This is a genomic window from Parasphingopyxis algicola, from assembly GCF_013378075.1.
GTDB classification, from domain to species: domain Bacteria; phylum Pseudomonadota; class Alphaproteobacteria; order Sphingomonadales; family Sphingomonadaceae; genus Parasphingopyxis; species Parasphingopyxis algicola.
Genome location: NZ_CP051131.1, coordinates 1,069,664 through 1,087,290 on the forward strand (window position 1 = coordinate 1,069,664; position 17,627 = coordinate 1,087,290).

General features: G+C 64.3%; 16 protein-coding genes. 9 read left to right on the top strand and 7 right to left on the bottom strand.

All coding sequences use genetic code 11. The annotated features are described in order from the left end of the window. Positions 1–6: 6 nt before the first annotated feature. Positions 7–966: a homoserine kinase gene (thrB, locus tag HFP57_RS05320; RefSeq protein WP_176868809.1), complete on the top strand. Its 960-nt coding sequence runs from the start codon at positions 7–9 to the stop codon at positions 964–966. After that, on the top strand, positions 963–1,406 hold the full coding sequence (gene rnhA / locus HFP57_RS05325) for a ribonuclease HI (protein ID WP_176868810.1): 444 nt from the start codon (positions 963–965) through the stop codon (positions 1,404–1,406). Before thrB ends, rnhA begins: the two co-directional genes overlap by 4 nt. Positions 1,407–1,480: 74 nt before the next feature. On the opposite strand, the gene HFP57_RS05330 is transcribed toward rnhA, so the two are convergent. From HFP57_RS05330 to HFP57_RS05340, 3 genes are all read right to left on the bottom strand, one after another. Then, complete coding sequence (locus HFP57_RS05330; RefSeq protein WP_176868811.1) at positions 1,481–1,657, bottom strand: YegP family protein; 177 nt, start codon at positions 1,655–1,657, stop codon at positions 1,481–1,483. Between the two features lie 92 nt (positions 1,658–1,749). Further along, positions 1,750–2,862 (bottom strand): NAD(P)/FAD-dependent oxidoreductase, encoded by a 1,113-nt coding sequence (locus tag HFP57_RS05335; RefSeq protein ID WP_176868812.1) that lies wholly within the window; start codon positions 2,860–2,862, stop codon positions 1,750–1,752. Then, a complete protein-coding gene (locus HFP57_RS05340; protein WP_176868813.1) occupies positions 2,859–3,827 on the bottom strand; it encodes an alpha/beta fold hydrolase in 969 nt (322 codons plus the stop codon). The genes HFP57_RS05335 and HFP57_RS05340 overlap by 4 nt, the downstream gene beginning before the upstream one ends. Positions 3,828–3,902: 75 nt before the next feature. Here HFP57_RS05340 and HFP57_RS05345 point away from each other — a divergent pair, with 75 nt between their 5' ends. The 7 genes from HFP57_RS05345 to HFP57_RS05375 all read left to right on the top strand — a co-directional run bounded on the left by HFP57_RS05345 (position 3,903) and on the right by HFP57_RS05375 (position 11,095). After that, entirely contained in the window at positions 3,903–4,355 is a 453-nt protein-coding gene (locus HFP57_RS05345; RefSeq protein ID WP_246263406.1) for an A24 family peptidase, read from the top strand. Positions 4,356–4,391: 36 nt separating this feature from the next. After that, positions 4,392–5,435 (top strand): Flp pilus assembly protein CpaB, encoded by a 1,044-nt coding sequence (cpaB, locus tag HFP57_RS05350; RefSeq protein ID WP_176868815.1) that lies wholly within the window; start codon positions 4,392–4,394, stop codon positions 5,433–5,435. A 1-nt stretch (position 5,436) separates the two neighbouring features. Further along, positions 5,437–7,077 carry a type II and III secretion system protein family protein gene (locus HFP57_RS05355; protein ID WP_246263409.1) on the top strand — a complete coding sequence of 547 codons (1,641 nt, stop codon included), beginning with the start codon at positions 5,437–5,439 and terminating at the stop codon, positions 7,075–7,077. 27 nt (positions 7,078–7,104) lie between these two features. After that, the gene (locus HFP57_RS05360; RefSeq protein ID WP_176868816.1) at positions 7,105–7,743 is read left to right on the top strand and encodes a CpaD family pilus assembly protein; all 639 of its coding nucleotides are present in this window, start codon (positions 7,105–7,107) and stop codon (positions 7,741–7,743) included. Next, positions 7,743–9,032, top strand: a complete 1,290-nt coding sequence (locus HFP57_RS05365) for a pilus assembly protein CpaE (RefSeq protein ID WP_176868817.1) — start codon at positions 7,743–7,745, stop codon at positions 9,030–9,032. The genes HFP57_RS05360 and HFP57_RS05365 overlap by 1 nt, the downstream gene beginning before the upstream one ends. A gap of 71 nt (positions 9,033–9,103) precedes the next feature. Continuing rightward, a complete protein-coding gene (locus HFP57_RS05370) occupies positions 9,104–10,081 on the top strand; it encodes a type II secretion system F family protein (RefSeq protein WP_176868818.1) in 978 nt (325 codons plus the stop codon). 21 nt (positions 10,082–10,102) lie between these two features. Further along, entirely contained in the window at positions 10,103–11,095 is a 993-nt protein-coding gene (locus HFP57_RS05375) for a type II secretion system F family protein (RefSeq protein WP_176868819.1), read from the top strand. A gap of 49 nt (positions 11,096–11,144) precedes the next feature. Here the strand turns inward: HFP57_RS05375 and HFP57_RS05380 are convergent, their stop codons facing one another. From HFP57_RS05380 to glyS, 4 genes are all read right to left on the bottom strand, one after another. After that, a complete protein-coding gene (locus HFP57_RS05380) occupies positions 11,145–11,681 on the bottom strand; it encodes a DUF1254 domain-containing protein (RefSeq protein ID WP_176868820.1) in 537 nt (178 codons plus the stop codon). Continuing rightward, a complete protein-coding gene (locus HFP57_RS05385; RefSeq protein WP_176868821.1) occupies positions 11,675–12,217 on the bottom strand; it encodes a DUF1214 domain-containing protein in 543 nt (180 codons plus the stop codon). The genes HFP57_RS05380 and HFP57_RS05385 overlap by 7 nt, the downstream gene beginning before the upstream one ends. Further along, positions 12,214–14,880, bottom strand: coding sequence for a pyruvate, phosphate dikinase (gene ppdK, locus HFP57_RS05390; RefSeq protein ID WP_176868822.1), 2,667 nt, complete (start codon positions 14,878–14,880; stop codon positions 12,214–12,216). Before ppdK ends, HFP57_RS05385 begins: the two co-directional genes overlap by 4 nt. Before the next feature lie 90 nt (positions 14,881–14,970). Beyond that, entirely contained in the window at positions 14,971–17,541 is a 2,571-nt protein-coding gene (gene glyS, locus HFP57_RS05395) for a glycine--tRNA ligase subunit beta (protein ID WP_176868823.1), read from the bottom strand. Between the last annotated feature and the right edge of the window lie 86 nt (positions 17,542–17,627).

Genomic DNA, 17,627 nt, shown 5'->3' on the forward strand with positions numbered 1-17,627 from the left:
TCCCGCATGGCGGTCTATACTCATGTTTCCGCCGAGCGGATCGCGCAGCTGCTCGAGAATTACGATGTCGGTACGCTGGTGTCCGCCAAGGGCATCGCCGAGGGCGTCGAAAACAGCAACTATCTGATCGAGACCAGCGAAAGCCGGTTTATCCTGACCCTGTACGAGAAACGGGTCGACGCGGCGGACCTGCCCTTCTTCTTCAAACTGCTGGATCATCTGGCCGGTCGCGGCCAACCGGTGCCGCCGGCAATCGCCGATCGCGCGGGCCGGCAGATCCAGACGGTCGAAGGCCGGCCCGCCTGCCTGATCGCCTTTCTCCCCGGCGTGTCGCCCGGCGAACCGAATGCCAGCCAGGCCCGTGCAACGGGCGCGGCGCTCGGCGACCTGCACCATGCACTGGCGGACTTCGCGGATGAACGGCCCAACAGACTGTCGCTTCCCGGCTGGCACGAGCTGGCCGATAGGTGCGGCGATGCCCTGAACGGGATCGCGCCCGGTTTGCAGGATGCCGTGCGCGAAGAACTGGCGTTTCTCGACGCGCACTGGCCGGACGGACTACCGCGCTCCGCGATCCATGCCGATCTCTTTCCCGACAATGTGCTGATGCTCGACGACGCGGTGACCGGTATCATCGATTTCTATTTCGCCTGCACCGATATCCGGGCCTATGACTTGGCGGTGACCCATGCGGCCTGGTGCTTCGATGACGACGGCACGGGTTTCGATGCGGATCGCTCCCGCGCGCTGATCGCAGGCTATACCGACCATCAGCCGCTCGGCGATGACGAGCGGGCCGCAATGCCTGCGCTCGCGCGCGGCGCGGCCTTGCGCTTCCTGCTGACCCGCGCCTGGGACTGGCTCAATACGCCCCCCGACGCGCTGGTCACGCGCAAGGATCCCCTCGCCTTTCTCCGCCGGCTGGAATTCTATCGCGCGGCGGACGACAGGTTGTTCGCACCATGAGCCTGGTCGAGATTTTCACCGACGGCGCCTGCAAGGGCAATCCCGGTCCCGGCGGCTGGGGCGCGATCATCCGCTATAACGCGCATGAAAAAGAACTATCGGGTGCCGAGGCCGAAACGACGAACAACCGCATGGAGCTGATGGCGGCGATCCGCGCGCTCCAGGCGCTCAAGCGGCCGAGCCGCGTGAAGCTGACGACCGACAGCAATTACGTGAAGGACGGGATCACCAAATGGATCCATGGCTGGCTGCGCAACAACTGGCGCACCGCCGCGAAAAAACCGGTCAAGAATGCCGAACTCTGGCAGGAGCTGCTCGCCGCCACCGAGCCGCACGATATCGAATGGGCATGGGTCCGTGGTCATAACGGGCATCCGGACAATGAACGCGCCGACCGCCTCGCCAGCGATGCGGCGGAGGCGATCAGCGTAAGACATTGATTGTCAGAACGTTGCCGGCGCAACGTCGCCGCACCGGGACTCAACCGCTAGGTTGAGTCTGACGAAAACGTCTCTCAGCTATTATCTTCGATGGGGGCGTTGGGGCCTTTGGTCTGGATCGACTTGATGGCATTCTTGGCGCTCGACTTGCTCGAATAGCCCTCGGTCGAGAACATCACTTCGGAATTATATTTGAAGCGAACCCGGAACTCGCCCTTCTTGTCTTTCCAGATTTCGAACTTGTGCGCCATCGGGCCCTCCCACATGTGTATCGGTCAGCGAGGGATAGGCGAACGCGGACCAAAGGCAAAGGCCAACCGTCCCGAAACTGTAACTTTCGCGATCAGGCGAAGCGGGACGGCGCGTAGAGACCGGCATCGACGCCACCGAGCGAAGCGGGCGGCGCTTCTCCGACCACCAGCGCCCGGCACAGCTGCGCGCCCGCCGGCGCGGTCTGGATCCCGAATCCCCCCTGCCCGGCACACCAGAAGAAACCCGGCGCCGCGGGATCGAAGCCGTAGACCGGAAGCCGGTCCGGCGAGAAGCTGCGCAGCCCGGCCCATTTGCGTTCGACCGCCAGGACCCGCCAGTCGACGGCGCTTTCGAACCGGTCGATGGCAATCGCTACGTCGATCTCCTCGGGCGCCACGTCACCGGCTTCGGCAGGCGTCTCGTCATGCGGGCTCAGCCAGATGCGGCCGCCGCCCTCGCCTTTGAAATAGAAACGCCCTTCGGCATCGATGACGAGCGGCAGGCCGGCGGGCGGCGCCGGATCGGTCCGCAGCTGGACGACCGTCCGCTGATAGGGCGCGACGCCGATCCCCGGCAGGCCGGCCAGACGCGCGATATCGTCCGCCCAGGCCCCTGCCGCGTTGACGAGGATGCGCGTCTCGATCCGTTCGCCGCCGGCCGAAACATGCCAATTGCCGCCTCGGCGCTCGATCGCCGTCACGGACGCCGAACAGCGCAGTTCGGCGCCCGACCGGCGCGCGGCACGCAAATAGGCATGGTGCAATCCCCCGACATCGATATCCGCGCAGCTCGGCTCCCAGATCGCCCGGTCCCACCGGTCCCGGAGCCCGGGGCAATGATCGGCGAGCGCCGGGCCCGTCACCGGTTCGAGCCCGACATCGCTCGCGGCGAAATCGCTTTCGAACCTGCTCAATTCCCCATAGCCGGACGGCTCCGCGATATGCAGCGCCCCGCGCCGGTCGAGAAAGCCGCGTTCTGAGAAGGACGACGGCGGCGTCGCGAGAAACGCTTGGGATGCGCTGGTCAGCGGCTGAACGAAGGGACCGCCATAGGTTTCCGACCAGAACGCCGCCGAACGGCCGGTGGCATGATAGCCGGGCATGTCTTCCGCTTCCAGGACCAGCAACGACCCGGCAGGCGCCAGTTCGGCGGCAAGACTGGCCCCGGCCATGCCGGCGCCGACGATCACGAAATCGTAGGTCATGCGGTTCGCGGTACGCGCTTTTCCAGGAATTCGGCGATCTCCGCCAAGAATTCGTCGCGCATGTCGTCCCGCTCGCGCAAGACCTCATGCGCGGCATAGTCGTGCATGAACAGGCGGGCGTCCGGCAATCGTCGCGCGGCCTGGCGGATCGCGCGGGAATCGACGAGCCTGTCCTTCTTCGCCGCGAGGATGAGGATCGGCGTCGTCACCTGTTCGAACGTGCCGGCGGCGAACATGGCAGCCGAGGAGGCATAGGCGGCAACCAGCCATTGCCAGCTGGGCGGGCCGATCTTGAGTTCCGGCTTCTGGCTGATCCACCACGCTTCGTCCGAATAGCGTTCGAAATCGTGCGTGAGCAGCTTTTGCCGCGAGCTGCCGGGGATCGAAGGACGCTCATTCTCCTGCCAGGCATGCTGGTCGGCGAAACCGAAACGCGCGAACTGTCGCGCGATAAAGGCCGCGACCTTTTCGGGCAGGGGTTTGCTGACGACCTTGAGCATCGGAGCGCTGAAAATCGCGCCATCGAGGCCGGGGCGACGATCCACCAGATAGCGCATCGCCAGATGGCCGCCCATCGAATGCGACGCCAGTACATGGGGCCCCGGCAATTCGGCGCGCCAGGCGGTGACGAATTCGTCGAGATCGGCGATCCAGGGATCGAAACTCACAACATGGCCGACCGTCGGATCGTTCAGGAAGCGGCCGGAGCCCGACTGGCCGCGCCAGTCGAAGCCCGTCAGATTCCAGTCCGCGCGATGCCATTCCGCCAGGGTTTCGAGATATTTTTCGAAAATGTCGCCGCGGCCCGTCTGGAAAACCATGCTGCCGCGAACCGGGCGATCGGCCGGCGCCGGCCATGTCCAGCGCCGATGATCCCAGCCATCACAGGCGTGCCAGCGGTCCAAAACCATCCCGGCGGGATATGCGCGGCGATCGATTGTCGGGCTTTCTTGGTTTTTTTTCATAGTTGCTGGTTACGGTTTAGAAAGCAGTAAGCCTTAGGGCCATCCCTCATGACAGGGGCAGCACCATTTTTTTCCGTGGCTATTCTGGCGCCCGCGCTGCTGTTCGCGGCGTATGGCGACTGGCTACGCCGCGACATTCCGAACAAGCTCAACGCGGCGATCGCGCTGATGGCGCCGCTCTACTGGTGGGCGGCGGGATTCACCCTCTGGCCGGAAATCGCGATCATCGTGGGGCTGGCACTCGCGCTCTTCCTGATGTTCACATTCGCCTTCGCGATCGGGGCGATGGGCGGCGGCGACGTCAAGATGATCGGCGCGCTCGCGCTGTGGATGACGCCAATGCAGCTGCCCGTAATGCTGATCGTCATGGCGATCGCCGGCGGCGTGCTCACGCTCGCCATGCTGATTCACCATCGCCGGTCCGGAAAAACCGGGAAACCCGAGATTCCCTACGGGATCGCGATCGCCATCGGCGGTCTCTGGGTGGTGATGAACGGGATTTTAACCACTGGGGCCGTAACGATCTGATTGGCCAAGAAAGCCTGACAGGAGGCAAAGACCGTCATGGATGCACGTAAAGTCATTTTGCTCGTAGGTGCGCTGCTCGTAGCGGCTGTCACCGCCTTTATGGCGCGGAGCATGTTTGTGGGCGGCAGCGCGCCGGTCGCAGTTGCTGCGCAAGCCGAGCCGCAAGGACCCATGGTGCTCGTCGCAACGCGCGCCCTGCCTGTCGGCACAATCATCAATGCGGACAGCTTCCGCTATCAACCCTGGCCGGAGGAGCTGGTCGAGGGCAGCTATTTCATCCGCGACGAATCGAATATCGAGGATCTGCTCGGTACGGTGGTTCGCAACGATGTGACGGCCGGTCAGCCGATCACCCAGGGTTCGCTCGTGCGTCCCGGCGATCGCGGATTTCTCGCCGCAGCGCTCGGCCCGGGCATGCGCGCCGTCACGGTGCCGGTATCCGTCCAGGCCGGTGTCGCCGGCTTCGTCTTCCCTGGCGACCGGGTCGACCTTGTCCTGACCCAGGAAGTCGAGGGCGGCGGCGATGGCCCCCCGCTTCACGCGTCGGAAACCATCATTCGCAATCTCCGAGTCCTCGCAACCGATCAGCGGACCACGAACGAGCCCAATGAAGAAGGCGAAGTCGAAGTCATAGTCTCGGGCACGGTAACCGTCGAAGCGACGCCGCGGATCGCGGAAAAGATCGCCGTTTCGCAGACGATCGGCCAGCTCTCGCTTTCGCTCCGTTCGATCGCCGACAATACGGCGGAACTGGAACGTGCGATCGCCGCCGGCGAAGTCGAAATTCCGGACGGGAACGACCCCGAAGCCGAACGCCGCATGCTGCTCGAAGTGGCCCAGCGGCCGATCGACACCGACACGACCTATGTGACCGGTGGAGACGTCTCGCGCTTCCAGCGCCGCACCGTACCGGCCCAGGGTCGCAACAATAACGGCCCGGGCGGAACGGCCGCCCAGATGGCAGCAGCCATGCTCTCCGCGGCCAACGGTAATTCGATTCCGGGCGGCCAGTCGTCCGGACCGTCGGTCCGCGTCGCCCGTGGCAACGTCGTCACGCATGTACCTGTTGGGGGTAACTAAGATGACTTTTACACGCACAACCCGCTTCGGCGCGATGGCTGCGGTTGCAGCGACCGCGCTGGTCGCAAGCCTCGGCGCCCCGGTTTCCGACCCGGCGCACGCCCAGTCGGTCGCCCGTGCTGCGCCGGTCAACACCCTCACGCTCTCGGTGGGCCGTGGCGAGCTGGTCAACCTGCCGCGTTCGATGACGGATTTGTTCGTCGCCGATGACGCCATCGCCGACGTCCAGGTTCGCTCTTCGCGAGCGCTGTACGTATTCGGCAAGGCCGCCGGCGAGACGACAGTCTATGCAACCGATGCGGCGGGCAATGTGGTTTATTCGGCCACCGTGCGCGTCGGAACCAACCTCAACAGCGTCTCCTCGATGCTGGATCTTGCAATGCCCGAGGCGGCAATCGCGGTCACCCCGATGAACGGCCTCGTGCTGCTTACCGGTACCGTGGCGTCGCCGAGCGACGTGCAGGAAGCCCAGTCGCTCGTACAGGCATTCGTCGGTGAAGAGACGCAGGTCGTCAGCCGTCTGCGCACGGCGACGCCGCTGCAGGTCAACCTCCAGGTCCGTATCGCCGAAGTCAGCCGTTCGGTCGTCCGCGATATCGGCGCCAACCTGCTGACGCGCGATACGACGGGCGGTTTCCAGTTCGGTATTGGTCGCGGCAATCCGGGCACGATCGGCAATGCCGATCTTTCGGGTTTCCCACAGGTCGATGCCAGCGCGCTTTACGGCCTGCCGGCAGGTTCGGTGAATCTGCCGTTCAATCCGGCGACCGGACAGTTCATTACGTCCCCGGTCACGGAAAACGTATTCAACTTTCCGGCAGATGGCGGGACGACCCTCGGCGCCGCCGGGCGTTTGTTCGGACTCGACATTCTCGGAACGCTGGATCTGGCCGAAACGGAAGGCCTGGTGACAACGCTCGCAGAGCCGAATCTCACCGCGCTCTCGGGCGAAACCGCCAGCTTCCTCGCCGGCGGCGAGTTCCCGATCCCGCTGTCCCAGGGTCTGGGTTCGGTCTCGATCGAATATAAACAGTTCGGCGTCAGCTTGGCCTTTACGCCGGTCGTGCTCGACAATGGCCGCATCTCGATGCGCGTTCGTCCGGAAGTATCCGAACTTTCCGACAATGGCGCGATCACGCTTAACGGCTTCACCGTTCCCGCATTGACCACCCGGCGGGCGGAAACGACCGTCGAACTCGGCTCCGGCCAGAGCTTCATGATCGCCGGCCTGTTGCAGAACAGCCATAACAGCACGGTCGACCGGACCCCGGGTCTCGGCGACGTTCCGATCCTCGGGACGCTTTTCCGGTCCAATCGCTGGCGCCGGGCGGAGACCGAGCTCGTGATCGTCGTTACGCCCTATCTGGTACAGCCGGTTTCGGCCAACCAGATCGCCCTGCCGACCGACGGCTATCGCTCGCCGTCCGATCTGGAACGCGTGTTCCTCGGCCGGACGTTCGGCGGCGAGACCGGCGCGACGCGTCCGGGCCCGACCATGGCGCCGCCCACTACGGTTCAGCCGGGCATGGATACCGGAGCCGCCAATCGGGTCCCGTCATCGCCGGCTGCGCCGCAGACCCAGCAAGCCGCGCAGGCCGCTTCGCAAAGCGGCGCCGCACCCGGCTTTTCGTTCAACGAATAGGTTCAGCGTTTCTTGGAGAAGACCATCATGCGCATTCTTGCCACTTCCGCCCTTCTCGCCGTTGCCGGTACGCTGTCCGCCTGTGCGGGCGGGCCCGTCAATCAGGGGCTCACGCCGATCAACCAGCCGGTGGTCAGCCGGACGGACTATGTGTTCGACATCAATGCCAGCTCCGACACGCTGTCCTACAGCGAACAGGCGCGGCTCGCCGACTGGTTCGAGGCGCTGGAACTCGGCTATGGCGACCGGGTTTCGGTCGACGATCCCAGTCCTTATGGCGCGGCGGGCCGTCGCGATGCGGTCGCCGAGATCGCCGGCCGGCATGGCCTGTTGCTCGCCGATCGGGCGCCCGTGACCGCGGGCCAGGTCGCTCCCGGCCAGATGCGCATCGTCGTCAGCCGCATGCAGGCCGAAGTGCCGAACTGCCCCAATTGGGACCGCGATTCGCTCTTCAACTATGCCGGTTCGACAGGTTCCAATTACGGTTGTTCGACCAACGGCAATCTCGCCGCGATGGTCGCCAATCCCGAAGATTTGATCCGCGGCCAGAACGGCGACGGCGCAGGCGATCCGCGGACGACCTCGCGGGCGATCGATAGCTATCGCCAATCCGAACCCACCGGGGCCAATGGCCTGCAAGGCGAATCCACGTCGGGAGGCAACTGATGAACGCACCTTTTAACTCCGGTTCGACGGGCCTTCGGGATCCGTTCCAGGCTTTTGTCTGCGACGACGAAACAGCGGAAATGCTGAAACCCATCGTCACCGAGCTCGGTTGGGCGCAGGAAAAGGTCAACAAGGGCGGCCTTCAGAACGCCGTTCAGTCGCTGTCGGTTTCGGCCAGTCCGAACATCCTGTTCGTCGACCTGTCCGAAAGCAGCGACCCGCTCAACGATATCAACGGCCTCGCCGAAGTCTGCGAGCCGGGAACGATCGTGATCGCGGCCGGCCAGGTCAACGATGTGCGGCTCTATCGCGATCTGCTGTCGAGCGGCATCCAGGATTATCTCCTCAAGCCGTTCAATCCCGATCAGCTGCGCGACACGCTGACCCAGGCGCAGATGATCCTCGCCGGGCCGCGCAATGCCGACGGGGACGAACAGGATCGCCCGCACGTCATGACGGCCTTTATCGGCACACGCGGCGGCGTCGGCGCCTCGACCCTGGCGAGCTCCATCGCCTGGGTCACCAGCGAGGAACAGGGTCGGCTGACCGCGCTTCTGGACCTCGACATCCATTTCGGGACGGATGCGCTCGCGCTCGATCTCGAACCGGGCCGCGGCTTGATCGATGCGATCGAGAATCCGAGCCGGATCGACGGGCTGTTCATCGAACGCGCGATGGTCAAGGCGAACGAGAAGCTTGCCGTCCTGTCCGCCGAAGCGCCGATCAACCAGCCGATGCTGACCGACGGCAGCGCCTACTACCAGCTCGAGGAAGAGCTGCGGAACGCGTTCGAACTGTCGATGATCGACATTCCGCGCCAGACGCTGATCCAGTATCCGCATCTGCTCAACGACGTGAACCGCGCGGTCATCGTCACCGAGCTGACCCTCGCCGCGACCCGCGACACGATCCGCTTGCTCTCCTGGTTCAAGTCGAACGCGCCGCAGGCCAAGGTCATTCTGGTCGCGAACCGCGTTCCGTCCGGCGGCACGATCGAAATTTCGAAAAAGGATTTCGAGGCGTCGGTCGAACGCAAGATCGATATGGTCATCCCGTTCGATCAGAAAACCGCGGTGCAGGCCGCCAAGCTCGGTAAAACGCTGGCCGAGGCGGCCGGTTCCGGCAAGACCGGATCGCTGATCCGGCAGCTCGCCGACCGCGTGTCGAGCCTCGACGGCGAAGGACAGGACGCTTCGGAAGAAGCCGGCGGTTCGCTGATGGACAAGCTTGGCGGCATCAAGTCGCTGATTTCGAAGAAGCCGAGCAAGGAAGCGGCGGAGAGCGCCTGACCGCGAGGCGGCGCTGCTGCAAAGGCAGCACCGCCGGTAGCGACTGGCAGTAGCGATTGGAAAGCAGGTTTATGTCTATCCTTCCCATGATCATCTTCTCCGCCGGGATGCTCGGATTTCTGTTGCTGCTGTACTTCGCCTTTGCCGGGCCGAACGTGCAGAAAGTGCAGGCAAAGCGGCTCAATGCCGTGCGCCAGCGTCACGCGCCGGCCGCAAGCCCGATATCGGCCGAAGCGCAGATGAACCGCATTCTGGCCAAGGGCGATACCAGGATGGACAGCTTCGCCGGGCGCTTCATTCCGCGCCCCGAGATGCTCCGGACCCGGCTTTCGCAGACCGGCACGAGCTGGACCCTCGGCCAGTATATGATGGGCATTCTGACGATCGCGATCGTCGTTGGCGTGCTGCTCTATCTCCAGGGTCTTCCCCTGCTTTTGGGATTGCTGCTCGGTACCTTCGCCGGCCTTGCCCTGCCACACATGGTGGTCGGGTTTCTGATCAAGCGCCGCGTGAACAAGTTCAACGCGAAGTTTCCCGATGCGATAGAGCTGCTCGTGCGCGGCTTGCGGTCCGGTCTGCCGATCTCCGAAACGCTGTCGGTGGTCGCAAGCGAGGTGCCCGACCCGGTCGGCACGGAATTCGCGGCCGTTGTCGACAAGATGAAGATCGGCAAGACGATGGACGAGGCGCTCGAGACCACGGCGAAACGCCTCGGTACGCCGGAATTCAACTTTTTCTGCATCACGCTTGCGATTCAGCGCGAGACCGGCGGTAACCTCGCCGAGACGCTGTCGAACCTCGCCAACGTTCTGCGCCAGCGCAGCCAGATGAAGCTCAAGATCAAGGCGATGTCGGCCGAATCCAAGGCATCGGCCTATATCGTCGGTTCGCTGCCCTTCATTGTCTTCGGCCTGATCATGATGATCAATCCCGATTATATGGGCTCCTTCTTCGTCGACGAGCGCCTGATAATCGCAGGGCTAGGCGGCCTCGTCTGGATGGGCATCGGCGTCTTCATCATGGCCAAGATGGTCAGTTTCGAGATTTAGCGGGCGGGAGCGAGAGAGATCATGACCGAAGCTGCCGGACCTACCATCCTCGGGGTCGATGTGTTCCTCGTCGCGACGTTGCTCGCGGCGGTGGCGACCTTCGCGATGCTCATCGCCCTGTATGCGGCGACGACGGTGCGCGACCCGATGGCCAAGCGCGTCAAGGCGCTCAACGACCGGCGCGAACAGCTGAAAGCCGGTATCACCGCCTCGGCCCGGCGCCAGCGCAAGTCGCTGACCCAGAAGAACGAGACGACGGACCGGATGCGTTCGTTCCTCAAATCGCTCAACACGCTGCAGGACGAACAGCTCGAAAAGGCGCAGCAACGCCTCGCCCAAGCCGGTATCCGCTCGAAGGATCTGGCCGTCGCGGTCATTTTCGGCCGGCTCGTGCTGCCGATCGTGATCGGCGGCGGGCTCGCGATCGCGGTGTACGGTTTCGGCTATCTGGCGGACTATACGCCTTTCAAGAAGTTCATGATCGTCGGCGGTACGCTGCTGCTCAGCTACAAGGCGCCCGATCTCTACGTCTCCAACAAGGTCTCCAAACGCTCCGCCGAGATCCGCAAGGGCCTGCCCGATGCACTCGACCTGCTGGTCATCTGCGCCGAGGCCGGCCTGACCGTCGACGCCGCCTTCACCCGGGTGGCGCGCGAACTGGGCCAAGCCTATCCCGAGCTCGGCGACGAATTCGCGCTCACCGCGATCGAGCTGGGCTTCCTGACCGAACGCCGCCAGGCCTTCGAGAACCTCGCCTATCGCGTCGATCTCGACGCGGTGCGCGGCGTTGTCACGACGATGATCCAGACCGAGAAATACGGTACGCCGCTCGCCAGCGCGCTGCGCGTCCTGTCGGCCGAATTCCGCAACGAGCGGATGATGCGCGCCGAGGAAAAGGCCGCCCGCCTGCCGGCGATCATGACCGTGCCGCTGATTCTCTTCATCCTGCCGACGCTGTTCGTCGTGATCCTCGGCCCGGCGGCCTGCTCGATCTCCGACAATCTCGTCATGTAGTCAGACGGAGCCGGGCGCCTCTCTCCCGGCTCCGCCTCGCTATCGGTCCCTATTGGCTTTCGCGCCGCCCCAGCGGCGCGCAGCCGGCCGACCGGCGGTCCGTATCGATCGCGGCGAACGCGTCGCGCTCCGGCACCAATATCCGCACAAGCGCCAAACCGCGATCGGACGACAGGCGAACCGTTTCCAGTCCATCCGGCACCGCCTGCCCCGCGCGGGCCAGCGCGATCCGGAGCGGACCGCCATTCGCGTCGCGATCGTTGCGGACGAACACGGCATTCGTCCGTTCGTCGTAAACCGACAGCGACCAATAGGGCGCACCGATCGGCGCGACGGTAATCTCCACGGGCCCTTCCGCCAGATCGAACAGGCACGTCGAATAAGCGAGATCCGGGCTCGGCCGCACAATGATCCGACGTTCCGCCGTGCTGAGCGGTGCATGTCCCATAGTGTTGACACCGGCATTCTGCTCCAGCCGACCCATTGCAAGATGCATCATCGTGCCCGGAATAAGGGCGGTCGCCGTCCAGTAGGCGAGCATCGCCACGGCAGCGACGAACACGATCCAACCAATCGGCCTCAGCATGACAATCGCTCGATTTCCGGCAGTTCGCCGTCGAGAAGATCCGGACCCGGGCCATAGGCGCGCAGAGTCAGTTCGAAAGGTTCGCCAGCGCGCGTCGCGATTTCTCCGAGTCCGGGCTCCGGGCCCGTCAACGCCAGCACCGCTTCGGCGCCGTCGTCGCCCGACGAATAGGCGTGGCGCGCATTGGGGATGAGATGGGAGTCGGTGCCATAGGCCGTCACGCTCCACCAGCGGGCCGAAAGCGGCGGCCCGGCGATCCGATAGCGGCACCCGCCGTCGAGCGCCCTGCCCTCGCTGTCGGTAGCGGCGTTGAAATAGATCGCTTCACGCGCCGGCAGGGCCATCAGTCCGCGCACGGCGACGATCGCTCGGGCGCGGGCGCCGGCCTCGGCCGAGCCGAAATCGCGCGAGGTGATCCAGGGGCCGCTACGCTCTTCGAAGGCCGAGATGCCGGCGCGCAGCGAGAGCCATGTCGCGCCCAGCCCGATCGCAATGCCAAGGACCAGCGCGAAGACGATCCTCAGCGCCAGTCTCATGAAGCTTTCCGCAACGCCGCCTGCGCCGCCGCGAGCCGCGCGATCGGCACGCGATAGGGCGAGGCGCTGACATAATCGAGCACCACTTTCTCGCAGAACGCGATCGAGGCGGGATCGCCGCCATGCTCGCCGCAAATGCCAAGCTTGATGTCCGGTTTGGTCGCCCTGCCCCGCTCGGCGGCCAGCGCGATCAGCTCGCCGACGCCTTCGATATCGAGACTGACGAACGGATCGCGCGGATAGACGCCCTGATCGACATAGGCGCCGAGGAACCGCCCGGCATCGTCGCGCGAGACGCCGAGCGCCGTTTGCGTCAGATCGTTGGTGCCGAAGCTGAAAAATTCGCCGCATTCGGCGATCTCGCCGGCGCGCAGGGCGGCGCGCGGCAGCTCGATCATCGTGCCGACCAGATAGTCGACCCGCGCGCCCTTGTCCTCGAACACCGCTTCGGCGGTGCGGTCGATCACCGCCTTCATCAATTCGAGCTCGCGCCGCGTCGCGACCAGCGGCACCATGACTTCGGGGATCGGCGCTTCATCACTTTCGGCCGCAACTTCGAGCGCCGCTTCGAAGATCGCCTGCGCCTGCATCTCGTAAATTTCGGGATAGGTGACGCCGAGCCGGCAGCCGCGATGGCCGAGCATCGGGTTGAACTCGTGCAGCTCATTGACCCGCCGCCGCAGCGTATCGATCGAAACATCGAGCGCATCGGCCACTTCCTGCAGCTCCTCTTCGCCATGCGGGAGGAATTCGTGCAAGGGAGGATCGAGCAGCCGGATCGTGACCGGCAGGCCCGCCATGATCGTGAAAATCTCGGCAAAGTCGCCGCGCTGCTCGGGCAGCAGCTTGGCCAGCGCTTCGCGCCGCCCCGCCTCGTCGGTCGCGAGGATCATCTGGCGCATCGCGGTGATCCGCCGCGCGTCGAAGAACATATGCTCGGTGCGGCAGAGGCCGATGCCTTCGGCGCCGAACGCGCGCGCCATCCGGCAATCGGCGGGCGTTTCGGCATTGGTGCGCACGCGCATCCGCCGCGTCTTGTCCGCCCATTCCATGAGCTGCGCGAAATCGCCGGCGAGTTCGGGCTGCACGGTCTCGACCTCGCCCGCCATCACCTCGCCGGTCGCGCCGTCGATGGTGATCGTGTCGCCCTCGGCAAACTCCCGCCCCATGGCGGTGAACTGTTTGGCCTTGGCGTCGATCGCGATGCTGCCGGTGCCCGAAACACAGGGTCGGCCCATGCCGCGCGCGACCACGGCGGCGTGCGACGTCATCCCGCCGCGCGCCGTCAAAATGCCTTTAGCCGCGTGCATCCCGTGAATATCTTCCGGGCTGGTCTCGACACGGACGAGGATCACATCCTCGCCCATCGCCGCGTGGCGCTCGGCGGCATCGGCATCGAACACCACGATGCCGGAGGCCGCCCCCGGCGATGCGGGAAGCCCGCGCGCGATCACATCGCGTTCGGCTTCGGGATCGAGCGTCGGATGGAGCAGCTGGTCGAGCGCGCCCGGATCGACGCGCAGCACCGCTTCCTCTTCGGTAATCAGCCCCTCGCCCGCCATATCGACCGCGATCTTGAGCGCGGCCTTGGCCGTGCGCTTGCCCGATCGCGTCTGCAGCATCCAGAGTGTGCCGCGCTCCACGGTGAACTCGATATCCTGCATGTCGCGATAATGATTTTCGAGCATATCGAAGACTTTCGTCAGTTCCCCGAACGTCTCCGGCATCGCCTCTTCCATCGAGGCGGGCTTGGCATTGGCCCGATCGCGCGCGGCTTTCGTCAGATATTGCGGCGTGCGGATCCCGGCGACGACATCCTCGCCCTGCGCATTGATCAGCCATTCGCCATAATAGGCGCGCTCGCCGGTCGAGGGATCGCGGGTGAAGGCGACGCCGGTCGCGCTGGTCTCGCCCATATTGCCGAACACCATCGCCTGCACATTGACCGCCGTGCCCCAGTCGCCCGGGATATCGTTGATCCGGCGATAGACCTTGGCGCGCTCGGCCTGCCAGGAACCGAACACGGCGCCGACCGCGCCCCAGAGCTGGTCTTGCGGATCCTGCGGAAAGGGATGGCCGAGTTCCTCCTCGGCGATCCGCATATAGGCGCCGACCAGCTTCTCCCAGTCTTCAGCCTCCATCTCGGTATCGAGATATATCCCCTTGTCTTCCTTGGCGATTTCGAGTGCTTCCTCGAACGCGCCATGATCGAGGCCGAGCACGACATCGGCATACATCTGGATGAAGCGGCGATAGCTGTCCCAGGCGAACCGCGGATCGCCGGACGTCTCCGCCAGCCCCTGCACCGTCTCGTCGTTGAGACCGAGATTGAGCACGGTATCCATCATGCCCGGCATCGACACGCGCGCGCCCGAACGGACCGATACGAGCAGCGGGTCGCCGGCATCGCCGAAGCGCTTGCCGGTTACCTCTTCGACATGGGCGATGCCGGTGGCGACCTGTTCCCGCAATTCGTCCGGAAACACCTCGCCTTCGTCATAATAGCGCGTGCACATCTCTGTCGAGATCGTGAAGCCCGGCGGCACCGGCAGGCCGATCGAGGCCATCTCGGCCAGGTTCGCGCCCTTGCCGCCGAGCAGGTTCTTGTCCCCCTGCCCGCCATCGGACACGCCGCCGCCGAACCGGTACACATATTGGGTCATTACGGCCGCTTTCCTTCACTCGGTTGACACTGGTTGACACAGGCGAGCCCCAAAAAAGGCCGGACAGGCTCGCCCTTGAAACACAATTTCCTATCCGCCGCCTTCGATCCTGGAGAAGTCCGCGACCCGGTGCACAGCATCGCGCATCCGCTCCAACATTTGAAGCCGCGCAGCGCGCTTGACCGGGTCCTCATCGTTGACGGTCACCTTGTCGAAGAACGCGTCGATCGGCTTGCGCAACGTAGCGAGCGCCGCCATCGCCCCCTCGAAATCCTCGCGCTCGATCGCGGCTTCGGCCTCGGGCTCGGCCCGCTCGAGCGCCTCACGCAGCAGCGCCTCTTCGGGTTCGGGGGAATAGGATAGTCCAACTTCCTCTCCCCTTGTGGGAGAGGATTGAGGTGAGGGGTCGGGCGCGTCCGCGCCCGAATGACTCTTTGTTGGCAATGCCGTTTCGGCATCGCGCCCCTCACCCTGGCCCTCTCCCACAAGGCGAGAGGGAACACCGTCCCACCCTTCCTTTTTGAGGATATTGGCCGCGCGCTTGTACCCGGCGAGCAGGTTTGCGCCGTCAGCGGTCTTGAGAAACGCCTGCAACGCTTTGACGCGGGCGAGCAGCCGGACGAGATCCGTTTCTCCTCCCTGAGAAAAAACGGACGTAATCACATCATGTCGAACGCCTTCGTCACGTTGTTGGACAGAGAGCCGCTCTCCAAAAAACGGAACGATCTCAAGTTGCTTCATATCAGCGAATACAAATACGGCTTTCTCGACATCTTCCTCATCGCGAAGCCGCTCATTCAGTACGTCCTCTATGCTGGTGCCTTCGTATTTGGTCGGCCTGACCGAAGCACGCGCAGCGAGATCTAGAAAGCCCTGCATTCTCCCAGTTATCAAACTGTCGACCTCTTGTGCTTTACCAACGAGGCGAGACCACCAAAATCGACCGTGCTGCATTAGCGCTTGGCCAAGCAAAGCTTGCATGCTGCAACGCAGTCCATTGGTAAGAATCAGGCTAATTACGCCAAGCCCTGCGCGACGAATTGCGAACGGGTCCTTCGAACCGGTCGGTTTTTCATTGATCCCAAAAAAACCAGTTATCGTGTCGATCTTATCCGCCAGCGATACCGCGACCGTCACGGGCGCGGTCGGCACTTCGTCACCCTGTCCGACCGGCTTGTAGTGGTCGCGGATCGCGGCGGCGACTTCGTCGTCCAGCCCTTCATTGGCCGCATAATAGCCGCCCATGATGCCCTGCAGGTCCGCGAATTCGCCGACCATGCCGGTGACAAGATCGGCCTTGGCGAGGCGCGCGGCCTGTTCGGCCTTGTCGGCGAGAATAGCCCTCTCCCCTTGTGGGAGAGGGTTGGGTGAGGGGCCGGGCGCGTCTGCGCCCGAAGAAACTTTTATCGGCGATGCCGTTCCGGCCTCGCGCCCCTCACCCCGGCCCTCTCCCACAAGGGGAGAGGGAGGAACAATCCCTTCCTCGACCAGCCATCTTGCAAGCTTCGCGACCCGGTCCACCTTGTCGGCTAAGGTGCCAAGTTTTTCGTGAAAAACGATCTGGTCGAGCTTTTTCGCATGCTCGGCAAGGCTCACCTTCTGGTCCTGCTCCCAGAAGAATTTGGCGTCGGACAGCCGCGCGGCGAGCACTTTCTCATTGCCGGCGACGACATGCGCGCCATCGTCCGCGGCTTCGATATTGGCGACGCAGATGAAGTGCGGCGAGAGGCTGCCATCGGGTTTCAGGCAGGCGAAATATTTCTGGTGGCTGCGCATCGCGAGCGTGATCGCTTCGGGCGCGACGGCGAGAAAGGCTTCGTCGAATGCGCCCAGCAACGGCGCCGGCCATTCGGTCAGCCCGGCATTTTCCTCGACCAGCCCCGGATCCTGTTTGCGCGTCAGCCCCGCCTCTTCGGCCAGCGCATTGGCGCGCGCGCGGATGATCCCCTCGCGCTCCTTGTGATCGACGATCACATGGCAGGCGCGCAGCTTTTCCGCATAATCGTCCGCGCCGCCGATGGTGATCACGGCATTTTTGTTGGTCGCATTGTCGGACGCAGAACCGGTTCCCACTTCTGCTGCCAATGCTCCGCTATGATGGAAGCGATGGCCGACCGTCTCATAACCGGACGCAATGCCGTCGATTTCGCATTCGACGAGATCTTCGCCAAGTATCGCGACGATGCCCTGCAGCGGGCGGACCCAGCGCAGGCTTTCGGTGCTGATCGAGGCCGCGCCCCAGCGCATCGATTTGGGCCAGGGAAAGGCGCGGATGATCGCGGGGATGGCTTCGCCGAGCACGTCCTTGGTTGCGCGGCCGGGCTTGTCGATGACCGCGAAAAGGGTCGACTTGCCCTTGACGTCGCGGGTTTCGAGATCGCCGCGCGCCAGGCCGGTCGAGCGCAGGAACCCGTCGATTGCTTGGTCAGGCGCGTCGGCTTTCGGCCCCTTGCGCTCCTCGCGCACCGCCTCGGTTTCTTGCGGAAGCCCGCGCGCGATCAGCGCCAGCCGGCGCGGCGTGGAGAAGGTTTCTATGCTTTCGGCCGTAAGCCCCGCGCCATCGAGCTCGGCCTTAAACAGGCGTTCGAGATCTTCGCGCGCCTTGCGCTGCATCCGCGCCGGGATTTCCTCGGACAGCAGTTCGAGCAGGAAATCAGCCATGGGCTGGCTCCTGCGTGCGAAACCATGTCTCGGCTGCGCTCGACATTGTGCCTCGACTACGCTCGGCATGGACGGAGTTTTGGGTT